Annotated in this window: 13 protein-coding genes and 1 pseudogene; 5 read left to right on the top strand and 9 right to left on the bottom strand. The window is 58.1% G+C overall.

Going from position 1 to position 16,476, the window contains the following annotated elements; all coding sequences use genetic code 11:
* Positions 1-10 precede the first annotated feature (10 nt).
* The 3 genes from actP to acs all read right to left on the bottom strand — a co-directional run bounded on the left by actP (position 11) and on the right by acs (position 4,116).
* Positions 11-1,663 carry a cation/acetate symporter ActP gene (gene actP, locus HMPREF3096_RS21295; RefSeq protein WP_070544580.1) on the bottom strand — a complete coding sequence of 551 codons (1,653 nt, stop codon included), beginning with the start codon at positions 1,661-1,663 and terminating at the stop codon, positions 11-13.
* Positions 1,663-1,974 (bottom strand): DUF485 domain-containing protein, encoded by a 312-nt coding sequence (locus HMPREF3096_RS21290; RefSeq protein WP_004177812.1) that lies wholly within the window; start codon positions 1,972-1,974, stop codon positions 1,663-1,665. The genes actP and HMPREF3096_RS21290 overlap by 1 nt, the downstream gene beginning before the upstream one ends.
* Positions 1,975-2,157: 183 nt before the next feature.
* Positions 2,158-4,116 carry an acetate--CoA ligase gene (gene acs / locus HMPREF3096_RS21280; RefSeq protein WP_032731728.1) on the bottom strand — a complete coding sequence of 653 codons (1,959 nt, stop codon included), beginning with the start codon at positions 4,114-4,116 and terminating at the stop codon, positions 2,158-2,160.
* Between the two features lie 100 nt (positions 4,117-4,216).
* Here acs and HMPREF3096_RS29760 point away from each other — a divergent pair.
* Together HMPREF3096_RS29760 and gltP are read left to right on the top strand one after the other, a co-directional pair.
* Positions 4,217-4,417, top strand: a pseudogene (locus tag HMPREF3096_RS29760) (hypothetical protein).
* 111 nt (positions 4,418-4,528) lie between these two features.
* The gene (gene gltP / locus HMPREF3096_RS21275; RefSeq protein ID WP_012543161.1) at positions 4,529-5,842 is read left to right on the top strand and encodes a glutamate/aspartate:proton symporter GltP; all 1,314 of its coding nucleotides are present in this window, start codon (positions 4,529-4,531) and stop codon (positions 5,840-5,842) included.
* Positions 5,843-5,876: 34 nt separating this feature from the next.
* On the opposite strand, the gene HMPREF3096_RS21270 is transcribed toward gltP, so the two are convergent.
* Positions 5,877-6,563, bottom strand: a complete 687-nt coding sequence (locus HMPREF3096_RS21270) for a tetratricopeptide repeat protein (protein ID WP_016160120.1) — start codon at positions 6,561-6,563, stop codon at positions 5,877-5,879.
* Positions 6,564-6,828: 265 nt separating this feature from the next.
* The gene (fdhF, locus tag HMPREF3096_RS21265; protein ID WP_077598908.1) at positions 6,829-8,976 is read right to left on the bottom strand and encodes a formate dehydrogenase subunit alpha; all 2,148 of its coding nucleotides are present in this window, start codon (positions 8,974-8,976) and stop codon (positions 6,829-6,831) included.
* Between the two features lie 272 nt (positions 8,977-9,248).
* Between fdhF and HMPREF3096_RS21255 the strand changes: the two genes are divergently transcribed.
* The 3 genes from HMPREF3096_RS21255 (at position 9,249) to HMPREF3096_RS21245 (ending at position 11,743) form a co-directional block, all read left to right on the top strand.
* On the top strand, positions 9,249-9,977 hold the full coding sequence (locus tag HMPREF3096_RS21255; RefSeq protein WP_008807258.1) for a response regulator transcription factor: 729 nt from the start codon (positions 9,249-9,251) through the stop codon (positions 9,975-9,977).
* Between the two features lie 84 nt (positions 9,978-10,061).
* Positions 10,062-10,820, top strand: a complete 759-nt coding sequence (locus tag HMPREF3096_RS21250; RefSeq protein ID WP_008807257.1) for a type IV toxin-antitoxin system AbiEi family antitoxin — start codon at positions 10,062-10,064, stop codon at positions 10,818-10,820.
* Positions 10,821-10,825: 5 nt separating this feature from the next.
* Entirely contained in the window at positions 10,826-11,743 is a 918-nt protein-coding gene (locus HMPREF3096_RS21245) for a nucleotidyl transferase AbiEii/AbiGii toxin family protein (RefSeq protein WP_032731730.1), read from the top strand.
* A 124-nt stretch (positions 11,744-11,867) separates the two neighbouring features.
* Here HMPREF3096_RS21245 and HMPREF3096_RS21240 read toward each other — a convergent pair whose 3' ends face one another.
* The 4 genes from HMPREF3096_RS21240 to HMPREF3096_RS21225 form a co-directional block, all read right to left on the bottom strand.
* Positions 11,868-12,875 (bottom strand): carbohydrate kinase family protein, encoded by a 1,008-nt coding sequence (locus HMPREF3096_RS21240; RefSeq protein WP_022065799.1) that lies wholly within the window; start codon positions 12,873-12,875, stop codon positions 11,868-11,870.
* A gap of 74 nt (positions 12,876-12,949) precedes the next feature.
* A complete protein-coding gene (locus tag HMPREF3096_RS21235; RefSeq protein ID WP_012543155.1) occupies positions 12,950-13,891 on the bottom strand; it encodes an ABC transporter substrate-binding protein in 942 nt (313 codons plus the stop codon).
* Positions 13,892-13,921: 30 nt separating this feature from the next.
* Entirely contained in the window at positions 13,922-14,920 is a 999-nt protein-coding gene (locus HMPREF3096_RS21230; RefSeq protein WP_004206363.1) for an ABC transporter permease subunit, read from the bottom strand.
* On the bottom strand, positions 14,917-16,437 hold the full coding sequence (locus tag HMPREF3096_RS21225) for a sugar ABC transporter ATP-binding protein (protein WP_008807253.1): 1,521 nt from the start codon (positions 16,435-16,437) through the stop codon (positions 14,917-14,919). Before HMPREF3096_RS21225 ends, HMPREF3096_RS21230 begins: the two co-directional genes overlap by 4 nt.
* Positions 16,438-16,476: the final 39 nt, after the last annotated feature.

The following is a 16,476-nucleotide window of genomic DNA, read 5'->3' as shown; positions in this document are numbered from 1 at the left end:
GAGAGAACGATTAATGCGCCTGGCCGCGTTCGATACCGATCCCGGTTTGTGAACGGATAAACTGGGCGCGGAACTGCTCGCGCTCGCGCATCCCTTCCGGTGAGTTATCGGTGGCGGAGAAGACCCAGATACCGATGAACGCGATGGCGATGGAGAACAGCGCCGGATATTCATACGGGAACAGCGCTTTCTCATGGCCGAGGATCTGCACCCAAATGGTCGGGCCGAGGATCATCAGAATGACCGCAGTCAGCAGGCCCAGCCAGCCGCCGACCATCGCGCCGCGGGTGGTCAGCTTCGACCAGTACATCGACAGCAGAATAATCGGGAAGTTACAGCTGGCGGCAATGGAGAAGGCCAGGCCGACCATGAAAGCGATGTTCTGATTTTCAAACAGAATACCCAGCAGAATGGCCACCACCCCGAGGATCAGCACGGTGATCTTGGAGACCTTCAGCTCCTGACGCTCGGTCGCGCCCTTGCGGAAGACGTTGGCGTACAGGTCGTGCGACACCGCTGAGGCGCCGGCGAGCGTCAGGCCAGCCACCACCGCCAGGATAGTGGCGAAAGCGATCGCGGAGATAAAGCCGAGGAACAGATTGCCCCCCACCGCATCCGCCAGATGCACCGCCGCCATGTTATTGCCGCCGATAAGCTGTCCGGCCGCGTCTTTAAACGCCGGGTTCGCGCCGACCAGCATGATGGCGCCGAAGCCGATAATAAAGGTCAGGATATAGAAATAGCCCATAAAACCGGTGGCGTAGAAGACGCTTTTACGCGCTTCTTTGGCATCGCTCACGGTAAAGAAGCGCATCAGAATATGCGGCAGGCCGGCGGTACCGAACATCAGACCCAGACCCAGAGAGAGCGCTGATATCGGATCTTTCACCAGTCCGCCGGGACTCATAATCGCCGCCCCTTTCGGATGGACGGCCATCGCCTCGGTAAACAGGTTATTGAAGCTGAAGCCGACGTGCTTCATGACCATAAAGGCCATAAAGCTGGCGCCGCACAGCAGCAGAACCGCTTTAATAATCTGCACCCAGGTGGTTGCCAGCATGCCGCCGAACAGGACATAGAGCACCATCAGCACGCCAACCAGCACCACGGCGACATGGTAATTGAGGCCGAACAGCAGCTGGATCAGCTTGCCGGCGCCCACCATCTGCGCGATCAGATACAGCGCTACCACCACCAGCGATCCGCAGGCGGAGAGGGTGCGGATCGGCCCCTGCTTCAGGCGGTATGAAGCGACGTCAGCAAAGGTATAGCGGCCAAGGTTGCGCAGTCGTTCGGCAATCAGAAACAGGATAATCGGCCAGCCGACGAGAAAGCCCAGCGAGTAGATCAGGCCGTCGTAGCCTGAGGTATACACTAGCGCGGAAATACCGAGGAACGACGCTGCCGACATAAAGTCGCCGGCAATCGCCAGCCCGTTCTGGAAGCCAGTAATATTGCCGCCGGCGGTATAATAATCGCTGCGCGAACGTACCCGTTTTGAGGCCCAGTAGGTGATGTAAAGCGTCAGGGCGACGAAAATCAGGAACATGACAATCGCCTGCCAGTTGGTCGGCTGGCGCTGTACCGCGCCGGTAATGGTGTCTGCCGCGTGAGCGCCGAGGGGCAGCAGCGTGGCGGCGAGCGCCGTCAGGACTCTCTTGATCATGCTTTTACCTCGTTGAGAACGCTCTTGGTCAAACGGTCGAATTCACCATTGGCCCGCCAGACATAAATACCGGTCAGGATAAACGAAATGACGATCACGCCAATGCCGAGCGGGATCCCGCGGGTGACGCTGGTACCGGCGTGCAGCGGAGTGCCGAGCCAGCCGGGCGCGAAGGCGATAAGCAAAATAAAGCCCACGTAGATCACTAACATAATCACTGACAGAATGGCGGCAAACCGTTGCCGTGATGCAACTAACTCCCTGAAATGCGCACTATTTTCTATCCGCTGACAAAGTTGTTCATTCATCTTAGCGTCTCCAGAGGTCTCCCTTTCGTCATCCACTCAGCGGACGCTGGCGACAGCAACCCCTCCGGCGATGGAGCCGGGATACGGTTTGCTGACGGCGTTCCTGCGAGTGGAATCCTGGGGGAGGGACTTATTTTTATCCTCTCCCCGGCGGGGGAGAGGGTGTAGGGAATCGGTCCTTGCTTACGATGGCATCGTTATGGCCTGCTTCTCTTCGAGCAGTTTTTCCACGACGCCAGGATCGGCGAGCGTCGAGGTATCGCCGAGGTTGCTGGTGTCGCCCGCGGCAATCTTACGCAGAATGCGACGCATGATTTTGCCCGAGCGGGTTTTCGGTAGCGAATCGGTCCAGTGCAGCACATCCGGCGTCGCCAGCGGGCCGATCTCTTTGCGCACCCAGTTACGCACTTCGGCATACAGCTCCGGTGTTGGTTCTTCGCCGTGATTGAGCGTCACGTAGGCGTAGATGGCCTGGCCTTTGATGTTGTGCGGGATCCCCACCACCGCCGCTTCAGCGATTTTCGGGTGCGACACCAGCGCGGATTCAATTTCCGCGGTACCCAGACGGTGGCCGGAGACGTTCAGCACGTCATCCACGCGGCCAGTGATCCAGTAGTAACCATCTTCATCGCGACGCGCGCCATCGCCGCTAAAGTACATATTTTTGAAGGTGGAGAAGTAGGTTTGCTCAAAGCGCTCATGGTCACCGAACAGGGTACGCGCCTGGCCGGGCCAGGAGTCGGCGATGGCAAGATTGCCCTCGGTGGCGCCATCCAGCGGCAGGCCTTCGTTATCCACCAGCACCGGCTGGACGCCGAAGAACGGACGCGTCGCGGAGCCGGCCTTCAGCTCGATTGCGCCCGGCAGCGGGGTGATCATAAAGCCGCCGGTTTCGGTCTGCCACCAGGTGTCCATCACCGGGCACTTCTCGTTACCGATCTTCTTCCAGTACCACTCCCAGGCTTCCGGGTTAATCGGTTCGCCGACCGAGCCGAGAATGCGCAGCGAGGAACGGTCTGTGCCTTCGATAGCTTTGTCGCCTTCCGCCATCAGGGCGCGGATAGCCGTCGGGGCGGTATAGAGAATGCTGACCTTATGCTTATCGACGACCTGGCACATACGCGCCGGGGTTGGCCAGTTCGGTACCCCTTCGAACATCAGGGTGGTGGCGCCGCAGGCCAGCGGACCATACAGCAGATAGCTGTGGCCGGTGACCCAGCCCACATCGGCGGTGCACCAGTAAATATCGCCCGGATGGTAGTCGAAAACGTATTTAAAGGTGGTGGCCGCGTAGACCAGATAGCCGCCGGTGGTGTGCAGCACCCCTTTCGGTTTGCCGGTGGAGCCGGAGGTATAGAGGATGAACAGCGGATCTTCGGCGTTCATCTCGACGGGCCGGTGCTCGGTGCTGGCATTGGCCATCAGGTCGCTCCACCACAGGTCGCGGCCTTCCTGCCAGTCGATTTTGCCGCCGGTACGTTTCAGGACCACGACATGCTCAATACTGTTGACGTTCGGGTTTTTCAGCGCGTCATCAACGTTTTTCTTCAGCGGGATGGCGCGACCAGCGCGCAGCCCTTCGTCAGCGGTGATCACCAGGCGCGAGCTGGAGTCGATAATGCGTCCGGCCACCGCCTCCGGCGAGAAGCCGCCGAAAATCACTGAGTGGATAGCGCCGATGCGGGCGCAGGCCAGCATCGCCACCGCGGCTTCCGGCACCATCGGCATATAAATGGCGACCACATCGCCTTTTTTAATCCCAAGGTCGAGCAGCACATTGGCGAAGCGGCACACGTCCGCATGCAGTTCACGGTAGGTGATGTGCTTGCTCTGGCTGGCGTCGTCGCCTTCCCAGATGATGGCGGTTTGATCGCCGCGCTCGGCGAGATGGCGGTCGAGGCAGTTGGCGGCGAGGTTCAGGGTGCCATCTTCATACCATTTGATGGAAATATTACCCGGCGCGAAAGAGGTGTTCTTCACGCGGGTATAGGGGCGTATCCAGTCAAGGATCTTGCCCTCCTCGCCCCAAAATGTATCAGGGTCGGTTATGGATTGTTGGTACTGCGCCTTGTACTGTTCCGGGTTAATCAGGCAACGTTCCGCGATATTAGCGGGAATAGGGTGTTTGTGTATTTGGCTCATGGCTTTTTTTCTCCTTTGAACTTGTTAAATATATGTCAAACAAACGTTAAGAGTAGGGGTTTTGACAGCTTTGTTTGTTAATTGGGGGGCAGATCACGCAATGATTCAACTGAGTGAAATTTCATCAAATGAAACTTTGAAGTGAAATAATTACGTAAATGAATTTATAGAAACGGAAGGTGTGAAATATTTTTTATTACAAATACTTATGCATTGTAACTGGGGAAAATTCGTGACTTTATGCAGAAAACCAGAAGAAAGCCCTATTCTTAAAGGCTTGCGCAGCATGCCGTGCAAATGATACTGATATTGCGCGTTAAATAACCCCACAAAGCAACGCAACACAATTCATACCCCCTGCAGTGGGTACCATGACGAAAAGGAATGGTGCCTTTCATTGAGGAAGTCAGTAGTGAAGAAAACGAAAAAAGTCAGTCTGGCCTGGCAAATCTTGCTAGCCCTGGTGCTGGGTATCCTTCTGGGCAGTTATCTGCATTACCACGCCGAAAGTCGCGATTGGTTGATTAGCAATTTGCTGACGCCGGCGGGCGATATCTTTATCCATCTGATTAAAATGATCGTGGTCCCGATTGTCATTTCGACCCTGGTGGTCGGGATTGCCGGCGTGGGCGATGCCAAGCAGTTAGGCCGGATCGGCGCCAAAACCATTATCTATTTCGAAGTGATCACCACGGTGGCGATCGTGCTGGGTATCACCCTGGCCAACGTCTTTCAGCCGGGGACCGGCATTGATATGTCACAGCTGGCGGCGGTTGATATTTCGAAATATCAGAGCACGACTGCCGAGGTGCAAAGCCATGCGCATGGCCTGATGGGCACTATCCTGTCGCTGGTCCCGACCAACATCGTGGCGTCGATGGCGAAAGGCGATATGCTGCCGATTATCTTCTTCTCGGTGCTGTTTGGTTTGGGGCTCTCCTCGCTGCCGGCGACCCACCGTGAGCCGCTGGTGACGGTCTTCCGCTCCATCTCCGAAACCATGTTTAAAGTCACCCACATGGTGATGCGCTATGCGCCGATCGGGGTGTTCGCCCTGATTTCGGTGACCGTCGCCACCTTTGGTTTCGCCTCGCTGTGGCCGCTGGCCAAGCTGGTACTGCTGGTTTACTTCGCGATCCTGTTCTTCGCGCTGGTGGTGCTGGGGATTGTCGCGCGTCTGTGTGGCCTGAGCATCTGGATCCTGATCCGTATCCTGAAAGATGAGCTGATTCTGGCCTACTCCACCGCCAGCTCGGAGAGCGTGCTGCCGCGCATTATCGAGAAGATGGAAGCCTATGGCGCGCCGGCGTCGATCACCAGCTTTGTGGTGCCGACCGGTTATTCCTTTAACCTCGATGGTTCAACGCTGTATCAGAGCATCGCGGCGATCTTTATCGCCCAGCTGTACGGTATCGACCTCTCTATCTGGCAGGAGATCACCCTGGTGCTGACCTTAATGGTGACCTCGAAAGGGATCGCTGGCGTGCCGGGCGTCTCCTTCGTGGTGCTGCTGGCAACCCTGGGTAGCGTGGGGATCCCGCTGGAAGGCCTCGCCTTTATCGCCGGTGTCGACCGTATTCTCGACATGGCGCGTACCGCGCTGAACGTGGTGGGCAATGCGCTGGCGGTGCTGGTTATCGCCAAATGGGAGCATAAGTTCGACCGCAAAAAAGCGCTGGCGTATGAACGCGAAGTGCTGGGCAAGTTTGATAAAACCGCCCAATAAAACACAAAGCCCGGCGCGAACGCCGGGCTTTTTCTTATCCTTTACTGATCCGGTCAAACTCTTCGCAGCCGGTATCAAACCCCTCCAGGCAGCTGACGTTAAGCCAGTGCAGCGCCTTCTGCTTATTCGGTTCGATAAAGCCTTTCTCTCCCTGCTGGAACATCATCCCGGCCCAGTATTCGGCATAGCCGGTCCGTGAGAGCGCCGAGCTGCCTTTGAAGTATTCGCTCGCTTTCACATCATCTTCCGGGCCGTGCACGCCGCTGGCGTAGATCAGCCCCAGCAGCATCTGGGCGTCCACCGCTGCATCGCTTTCGCTATCCCGGGCGGCATCCTGCAGCAGCGTGATGGCGTGCGCCACATCGGTGGGGCCAGCCTGACGGTTCACCAGCACCCGCGCCAGAACGATCTCCCCGGATTTACTGCCGACCTTGACGGCTTTTTCCGCCAGCTGGCGGGCCTGCGGATAGTCCGCCTGCTGAGGGTTGCGAATTTTGAGCTGCGCCAGCAGCGCCAGTGCATCGCCATCGCCCTGGGCGGCGGCCTTCTGCGCCCAGTATTCGGCTTTCTGATAATCACCGGAGCTGACCCAGGTATCGGCAAGGTAATATTGCGCGCGTCGATCGCCGGCTTCCGCCTGCTGTTGATACTGGCTGCCCGGTTCGGTGGCGACCGCTGCGCCGCTGGTGAAAACCAGTAGAAATAAAAAGAGGTATTTCATTTGTATTTATTATCAGCAAGGAACATAGCGCGCAGTATAAAGGGAGGCGAAAAAGAAGAAAATGGCGGGAATTAGCGGGGTAAATACCCGGAGAAGGCGCAACGCGCCGCCTCCGGAGAAAATCCCCGGTATCGCTACCGCTTACCGGGGCTACAGCGTTGTGCGATTTGGTAGCCCGGAGAAGGCGCAATGCGCCGCCTCCGGGGAAAATCCCCGGTAGCGCTACCGCTTACCGGGGCTACTCAATGGTACAAAGGTTCGAACCTTAACCCATCGCGCTTTCGCGCAGGCGGGCTTTCAGCTTGTTGTACTCATCAATCACGTACTGTTCCGCCGCGCGCTGATCGGCAATCCGCTCAACGTTGACCGCGCAGTACTTGTACTCCGGCGTTTTGGTTATCGGACTCAGGTTCTCTGAGACCAGCTCGTTACAGGCACCGATCCACCACTGGTAGGTCATATACACCGCGCCTTTGTTCGGCCGGTCGCTGACCTGCGCGCGGGTGATGATCCGACCCTTACGCGAATTCACCCACACCAGCGCTTCATCTTCGATGCCTAACCGTTCGGCGTCGGCGGTGTTGATTTGCGCATAGCCAGGTTCATCCGCCAGTGCCGCCAGCGCCGCGCAGTTACCGGTCATTGAACGACACGAGTAGTGGCCGACTTCGCGCACCGTCGACAGCACCATTGGGTACTCGTCGGTGAGCTTATCGATCGGCGCGACCCAGTCGCAGGTGAAGAACTGCGCCAGCCCGTTCGGGGTATCGAACTTCTCTTTAAACAGATACGACGTCCCCTGGTCGGCGTCGGACTCATCGCGGCATGGCCACATGACGTAGCCGAGTTCGCCCATTTTTTCATAGGTGGCGCCGTAGAAGTCCGGGCACAGATGCCGCAACTCATCCCAGATCTCCTGGGTATTGTTGTAGTGCATCGGATAGCCCATCCGGGTGGCGATTTCGCTGATGATCTGCCAGTCGGTTTTCAGGTCCCACTTCGGCTCCACGGCTTTAAAGAAGCGCTGGAAGCCGCGGTCCGCTGCGGTATACACGCCTTCGTGCTCGCCCCACGATGTGGACGGCAGGATGACGTCGGCCGCGGAGGCGGTTTTGGTCATGAAAATGTCCTGGACGATAACCAGTTCCAGATCGTCGAACGCTTTGCGGACCGCCGAGAGTTCGGCATCGGTCTGCAGCGGATCCTCACCCATGATGTACGCTGCCCGCACTTCACCGTGCGCCGCGCGATGCGGCAGCTCGCTGATGCGATAGCCGGTATGTTCCGGCAGTCTGTCGACGCCCCAGGCTTTGGCGAACTTCTCGCGGTTCTCCGGGAATTTGACGTACTGGTAGCCCGGATAGGTATCCGGCAGCGCGCCCATATCGCAGGCACCCTGGACGTTGTTCTGGCCGCGTACCGGGTTGACGCCGACGCTCGGCTTGCCGAGGTTGCCGGTGAGGATCGCCAGGCTGGTCAGCGACCGGACCGTCTCCACGCCCTGATAGAACTGGGTGACACCCATGCCCCACAGGATGGCGGCGGATTTGGCGCTGGCGTACATCCGGGCGCAGGCGCGGATCTCCTGGGCGCTAACCCCGGTGATCGCTTCCACCGACTCCGGCGTATAGCCTTCAACGATTTTGCGATACTCCTCGAAGCCCTCGGAACGGCTGGCGACGAAGGATTTATCGTACAGATCCTCTTCAATAATCACATGGCCAATGGCGTTGAGCAGCGCGATATTCGAGCCGTTCTTCAGCGCAATGTGCATGTCGGCGATGCGCGCGGTTTCAATTTTGCGCGGGTCGCAGACGATGATTTTCGCCCCGTTGCGTTTGGCGTTAATGACGTGATTCGCCACGATAGGGTGGGAATCCGCCGGGTTATAACCGAAGATAAACACCAGATCGGTGTTATCAATCTCCGTGATGGCATTACTCATGGCGCCGTTACCGACCGACTGGTGCAGACCTGCAACCGAAGGGCCGTGTCAGACGCGAGCGCAGCAGTCGACGTTATTGGTACCAATAACGGCGCGCGCGAATTTTTGCATCACATAGTTGGTTTCATTACCGGTGCCGCGGGAGGAGCCGGTGGTTTGGATCGCATCCGGGCCATATTTGGCTTTAATGGCGCTGAGGCGAGTGGCGACGTAATCCAGCGCCTCATCCCAGGAGACAGCTTCCAGCTTGCCGCCGCGTTGACGACGGATCATGGGGGTTTTCAGGCGCGGCGTCAGGATCTGGGTATCGTTAATAAAGTCCCAGCCATAATAGCCCTTCAGGCACAGGGTTCCCTGGTTGGTTTTCCCCTGCGCCGCTTCAGCCCGAACGATTTTGCCGTTATCGACCACCAGGTTGATTTTGCAACCTGATGCGCAATACGGGCAAACCGTGACGACTTTTTTCATCGGTCTTGCTCCAGTTATTCAATGGGCGCGTTTGCGCTATCGCGCCGTCACTATGCATCTTCTATGCCATATTTTCATTGTGGATATTCCTTGATGATACGCGGCTTTTTTGGGCGAAATGCTGACGAAAAACAGCCTGTCGACAGATTTGACGTGTCGATACGCCGGAGATGTGACGGCGCTTGAAAAAATGTCACCGGGAGAGGAATTTGTCGGCGCAGGCTTGCAGAATCGATCAGACTGACACTAATTCCCCGCGGGCAGAGGCAAAGATGAAACCAGTCATTTTGGTGGTGGATGACGACATAGCGATGGGCGAACTGCTCAGCGATGTGCTTGGCGCGCACGCGTTTGAAGTATTGGTCTGCCAGACCGGCGGCGACGCGCTGGCGAGGGTGGCGCAGCGGGCAGACATCGCGCTGGTTTTGCTGGATATGATCCTGCCGGATACCCATGGTCTGCAGGTGCTTCAGCAGCTGCAGCGCACGCGGCCTGAGTTGCCGGTGGTGATGCTGTCTGGTCTGGGCAGTGAGTCTGATGTAGTGGTGGGCCTGGAGATGGGCGCCGATGATTACATCGCCAAACCTTTCAGCTCGCGGGTGGTGGTCGCCCGGGTGAAAGCGGTACTGCGACGCAGCGGGGCGCTGGCCGGCGAGACGTCGGGCGTCGGCAGCGGCCTGACGTTTAACGGCTGGCGGCTGGATACCACGCGCTGCGAACTGTATAACCCGCAGCAGCAGGCGATCCCGCTGACCCAGGGAGAATATGGCCTGCTGCTGGCGCTGGCGCAGAACGCGCGCCGGGTATTGAATCGCGAACAGCTGCTGGCGCTGACTCATAATGAAAGCACTGAGGTGTTCGACCGGACTATCGACGTGCTGATCATGCGCCTGCGCCGCAAAATCGAGTTAAACCCGCATCAGCCGACGTTGATTAAAACCCTACGCGGTCTGGGCTATGTCTTTTCCGCCGATGTGACCCACAGCGATAAGGCGGCGTAGGGCGAGGTGCTGCCAACCTGCTCTTGACTTTATTTAGCGCGGCGAGTTTACTTTTTTTATTAAAGTGACACCTTGGGTTAATCTATGCCATCAAAATTAAACTGGCTGCTGCAAAACAGTGCTCCCGGAGATGTGATCCTTCAGTCCTGGTTAAGCCGGCATGCCATCTCTCCCTCTCTGGCCTTTAAATACACGCAAAGTGGCTGGTTAAAAAAACGAGGCAACGGCGTATACGCGCGTGCGGGACGTGAGCCGGAGTGGAACGATGCATTAGCATGTTTGCAAAATCAGCTAGCCGCTCCGGTGTATGTCGCGGGGCTCAGTAGCTTAGTCTGGCAGGGTCGTTCACACTATCTACAGCTCAAACAAAACCAGTGCTGGTTGAGTATGGAAAATAAAGCGCTGCTGCCAAAATGGTTCAGGGAATTCCCGGGTGTGGAGTGGATAGTCATATCGGGGCAAAAACTGCCGGTGCTGGATGATAAATACCGCGTAACGCTTGATGTAAAAGGGAAAAGACTCACCGGCAGTGCGCCGGAACTGGCTGCTTACGAGTTGTTGAGCGCGGTACCGGGGACCCTCTCATTTAACCACGCGGCAGAGCTTTTCCAGGGACTAGTTAATCTTAATCCTCGTAAAGTAGAGTATCTGCTTTCTGTCAGCCAGTCCGTGCAGACCAAGCGTTTGTATCTCTTTTTCGCCAGTTTTTACGAGCATGGTTGGCTCAGACGAATCGATAGCCAAAAAATCGATCTGGGTGCGGGTAAGCGGCAAATCGTGGTAAATGGCAAGTTCAATGCTCAATATCAAATCACTGTGCCTGAACGCTTTCAAAAGGAATAAAAAATATGGATATACAGGTGCCCTATTATCGGCAGGTTGCTCTGTTAATGCAGGTTTTACCCTATGTTGCCGTCGAACGGGAATTTGCGCTGAAAGGTGGCACGGCAATCAATCTCTTTATCCGTGATTTCCCACGATTATCGGTGGATATCGACCTCGCCTGGGTGCCCCTGGAAAGCAGAACGATCGCTTTACCTCATATACGGGATGCGCTTGCACGTATTGCCGCTAATCTGCAACAACAGGCAGGTATGAACGCTGTATTACAAGCTAATCGTTCCGATGAGATGCGTGTCGTTGTTACTACCGATAGCGCACAAATAAAGATAGAGGTCTCACCGGTCGCACGGGGAACATTATATCCACCACAGGAGCGAGAGGTGGTGGGGGCGGTAGAGGACGTTTTTGGCTATGCCAGCCTTCCGGTGGTTTCGTTGCCCGATCTCTACGGTGGAAAATTATGCGCGGCGCTGGATCGCCAGCATCCCAGAGATTTTTATGATGTGAAATTACTTCTTGATGCGCAGGAGCTTAACCGTCCCATTTTCAATGGGTTTATCGCGTATTTACTTAGCCATAATCGGCCTCTGGCTGAAGTGCTTAGTCCTCGCTGGAAAGATATTGCTGAACCCTTTTACCGTGAATTCAGCGGGATGACATTTGAGACGATAGCCCTGGAGGAACTGACAGCAGTCCCCTACAGGATGATTGATGCGTTAAAATCCTGTTTCACGCAACAGGATATCGATTTTTTGCTGTCATTTAAACGAGGCGAACCAGACTGGCGGTTAGCGCCGGAAACACGTATTCAGGATTTGCCTGCCGTGCAGTGGAAATTGCGCAATATTCATCAGATGCCAGCGATAAAACGCGCTGAGTCGTTAGATAAACTGGAAAAGGTGTTGGCCGAGTGGCGCAGTTAGTCATCTGGCCCGCCCTTGTTGAACTCAGCGTAAAACAGGCGTGATTTGAATAAACCGTATCCCTTTTCTCGCCATGATACGTCGTTCTCCTGTGGCATCGCCCTGATAGCGGGATCTACCCAGTCTAACCATTCTGCAACTGAATAAACGCCTGCAGCTCAGGGAGCGTTTTGGCGCCGTCGATCGCGTTGGCGGCCTGCAGGCTGGCGCGGGCGCAGGCGTGGGCCAGCTGCAGACTGTCGGTTAACGGCCAGCGTTCGTGGCTGCCGTACAGCAGGCCGGCGCAGAAGGCGTCCCCGGCTCCGACACTGCCGATAATCTCCTCCGGCGGCAGCCGCCATGACGGTACCCAGCGCCCGGCTTCCGTGCGGGATACGCCCCATGCGCCCTCCGGACAATGGATCACTACCCGCTGGCGCACGCCGGCGTCAAGTAATGCGCTGGCGGCGCGGGCGATATTAGCGACGTGCGGCTCACCGTTGGGCAGGCGGATTTCCAGCCCGCTAAACTCGCTGGCCTCCAGCTCATTGATGGTCAGGTAGTCGAGATGCGCCAGCGCCGGCAGGACCCGCGGGCGGTAGTGCGGATCGCCTTTGCGCGACACCAGGTCGAGGGACACTTCATAGCCTCGATCGCGCATCTGCGCCAGCAGTCGTGCGCTGCGGGTGCCGAACGCCTCGTCGGGCCGATCAAGGCTTTCGAGCAGCAGCAGATAGCCGAGATGAAAAATCTTCAGCGGCGTATCCAGCGGCTCAAAGGCCGGGAGGTCAAGCAGTCGGTTGGCGCCGGGAGAGTGAAAGAAGGTGCGCTGACCGTCGGCGTCGGTCATCACCTGGGTCATCGAGGTGGGGGCGGAGCTGGTGCGCTGCACGAGCTGGCGATTGATATGGTACTGATCGAGCATGGCGGTAATGTAGTCGCCGTCGTTATCCTCGCCAATCAGGCCAACCGCCTGCAGCGGCAGTCCGGCATGCATTTTAGCCAGGGTCAGCAGGACATTCAGCGGGGCGCCGCCGGTGGCGCGTTCGCTATGGACAATTTCCACCAGCCAGCCGCGCTCCGGCCACTGCCTGATCTGATGGACATGATCGACCAGCATGTTGCCTGCGGCAATAATCCCTTTACGTTCCATGATCGCTACTCCGCGCCGTCATACTCGTTAAGCGTAGCGCACAATCGGCGGAACGATTGTGCGCCGGGTTGCGCTTATTTCACGGTCCAGCCTTTGTAAGAGCTGACGTTGTTTTTGTCGATCATCGTCACCGGGATTAGCACAGGCGCGGTCGGCGCCGGTTTGCCCTGCAGGATGTCGTAGCCAATCTCCACCGCCTTCGCCGCCATCACCTGCGGATCCTGCGCCGGCGTCGCGACGAACAGGGAGTTCTTACGCTTCAGCGCCTCTTCGCCGTCCGGGCTGCCGTCGACGCCCACGATGAAGAATTCGCTACGCTGCGCCTGTTTCGCCGCCAGATCGGCGCCAATCGCCGTCGGATCGTTGATCGCGAACACGCCGTCAATCTTCGGATTGGCCGCCAGCAGGGAGGTCATCACCTCCAGGCCGCCTTCCCGGCTGCCTTTAGCGTTCTGGTTGGAGGAGAGGATTTTTATATCTGGGTGTTTTTTGAACTCCGTTTCGCAGCCTTCGACGCGGTTTTGTACCGCAGATACCGGCGGCCCGTTGATGATCACCACGCTGCCTTTGTTGTTCAGGCGGTCGCTAATGTATTTACAGGCCAGCTCGCCCGCCTGGGTGTTATCGGAGGTAATGGTGGCGTCGGCGCCTTCGGCGGCGACGTCAACCGCCACCACCACGATCCCGGCCTCTTTGGCCCGCTTCACCGCCGGGCCAATGCCCTTCGAATCGGCGGCGTTGAGGATGATCATATCGACTTTGGCGGCGATAAAGTTATCGATCTGCGCCACCTGCTGGCCCAAATCGTAGCCGCTGGAGACCAGCGTCACTTTGACATTATCTCCCGCCAGCTTGCGGGCCTCCAGCTCCGCCCCTTTGGTGATCTGCACAAAGAACGGGTTGGCAAGGTCGCCCACTGTCACGCCAATCGCTTTCAGTTCTTTGGCCGACGCAAAGGGGGAGGCGGCCAGCAGCGCGCCAGCACACAGCGCGGTCACTATCGGTTTTAAACGCATTCGCTTTTCCTCGCAGGTAAGATGGTGTTGTTATGCACTTTGATGGTGTCGGGTACGGTATTTGTCGATCAGCACCGCAATGATGATCACCGCCCCTTTGATCACCAGTTGCCAGAAGTAGGAGACCCCCATCAGGGTCATGCCGTTATTGAGGGTGGCGATAATCAGCGCCCCCACCAGCGTACCGGTGATGGTGCCGATACCACCGACGAAGCTGGTGCCGCCGAGAATGACCGCGGCGATGGCATCCAGTTCGTAGCCGACGCCGAGGTTGCCGTTGGCGCTGTATAACCGCGAGGCGCTCATCACCCCGCCAAGACCGGAGAGCAGGCCGCTCATGCCGTAGACAAACAGCAGCACCAGCCAGACTTTGATGCCGGTCAGCCGCGCCGCCTGCATGTTGCCGCCCACCGCGTAGATATGCACCCCAAGGGTAGTGCGGCGCAGGATAAACCAGCACACCGCGATAACCGCCAGGGCGATGACCACCAGCCACGGCACCGGGCCGAGATAGTCATTGCCGATCCACTCAAAGCTGATATCGGAGTTGATCACCGTGGTGCCGTCAGCCAGCAGATAGGCGGCGCCGCGCAGCGCCGTGTAGGTGCCGAGGGTGACGATAAACGGCGGTAACCCGGCGAAGGCGACCAGCGCGCCGTTGAACAGCCCAAGCAGCAGGCCGAGCATCAGCGCCGCCGGAATCGACAGCAACGCCAGCTCCGGGATCAGCGACACCACCATTGCCGCCACCGCGGTGGTGCCGAGAATGGAGCCGACGGAGAGGTCAATGCCGCCGGTAAGAATGATGAAGGTCATTCCCGCCGCCAGCACAATGTTGATCGAGGCCTGGCGGGTGATATTCAGCAGATTGCTTTCCGTGAAAAAGTTGGGGGCGATAAAGCCGAAAACGGCGACGATCAGGATGAGGATCGGCAGAATGCCGACGGTCTGCATCAGGTCGCCCATCAACATTTTTTTCGCCGAAGCGGATTTCGCGACTGGCGCGGAGGTCTCTTTCGGTATGCTCATAGTTGCCCTGCCTTAAGGTGAGAATCGTTCACGCCGGTGGCCAGCGTCATGATACTTTCCTGGCTGATATCGCCGGCCTGTAACTCGCCGGCGATAGCGCCCTCGCGCATCACATAGACCCGGTCGCTCATGCCCACCACTTCGGGCAGTTCGCTGGAGATCATCAGAATGGCGACGCCCTGGCGCGCCATGTCGTTCATGATGCGGTAAATCTCGCTTTTCGCGCCGACGTCGACGCCGCGGGTGGGTTCATCGAGGATCAGAATGCGCGGGCCAATCGCCACCCAGCGTGAAATCAATAATTTCTGCTGGTTGCCGCCGGACAGCCCGCCGGCGCGCACCTGGGCGTGCGGCACGCGGATGTTAAGCAACTGGATGGCGTCATCGGAGATGGTTTGCGCCTTCCGGCGGTTGAGCATCCCCCAGTTCGCGTCGCGCTCCAGCGTCGCCATGGTGATGTTTTCCTGGGCTGCCAGTTCGAGAAACAACCCCTGTTCTTTGCGGTTTTCGGTCAGAAAGCCGATCCCGAGGTCGATGGCTTCGCGCGGCGAGTGGATCACCACCGGCTCGCCGTCGATCTCAATCACCCCGCCGGTGGCTTTGCGCACGCCGAAGATCAGCTGCGCCAGTTCGGAGCGCCCGGCGCCGACCAGCCCGGCGAGGCCGACGATTTCGCCAGCATGCACCACGAGGCTGCTGGGCTTCACCTTGCCGCCATCGGTCAGATCCTCGACCCGCAGGCGCGGCTGGCCGCGGGGGATGTCACGTTCTTTATTGAACAGATCGCTGAGCGGGCGGCCGACCATCATGCGCACCAGCTCCGGCGCGTTGAGCTTGTCGCGCACCAGGCTGCCGACATACTGCCCGTCGCGCAGGACGCTGACGCGGTCGGAGAGCTCATACACTTCCGCCATGCGGTGGCTGATATAGATAATCGCCATCCCCTCATCGCGCAGGCGCAGGATGAGCTCGAACAGGCGCTGGGTTTCCCGCGAGGAGAGGGCGGCGGTGGGTTCATCCATCACCAGAATGCGGCTTTGACGGTGGAGCGCCCGGGCGATCTCCACCTGCTGCTGTTCGGCGATGGTCAGGGTCATCACCCGGTCGCTGGCTTTGAACTGGGCGCCGAGACGGTCGATCACCGCCTGCGCCTGGCTGAGCATGGCTTTGCGCTGCACCAGGCCACCGCGCGCCAGCTCGCTGCCGAGGAAAATGTTTTCCGCGACGGTCAGGTTCGGCGCCAGCTGCATCTCCTGATAGATCAACGTGATCCCAGCGGCCAGCGCGTCCTTGGGGCCGCGGATGGTTTGCGGTTTTCCGTCGATCAGGATCTCGCCGCTGGTGGCGGTATAGGCGCCGGCAAGGATCTTCATCAGCGTGCTTTTTCCGGCGCCGTTTTCTCCCATCAGGGCATGGATCTCCCCTGGCCAGACCGTCAGGTCGACGCCCTTCAGCGCGTAGAATTTGCCAAAAGCTTTGGCGATATGGCGCATTTCCAGTACCGGGGTGGCGGTCATCGCGGCGCTCCTGTCTATGAGAACAATAGCTGCAGTCCA

Origin of the sequence: Klebsiella sp. HMSC25G12 (genome assembly GCF_001807705.1) — a bacterium.
GTDB lineage: Bacteria > Pseudomonadota > Gammaproteobacteria > Enterobacterales > Enterobacteriaceae > Klebsiella > Klebsiella variicola.
This window is presented reverse-complemented; position numbering and strand designations above follow the sequence as displayed.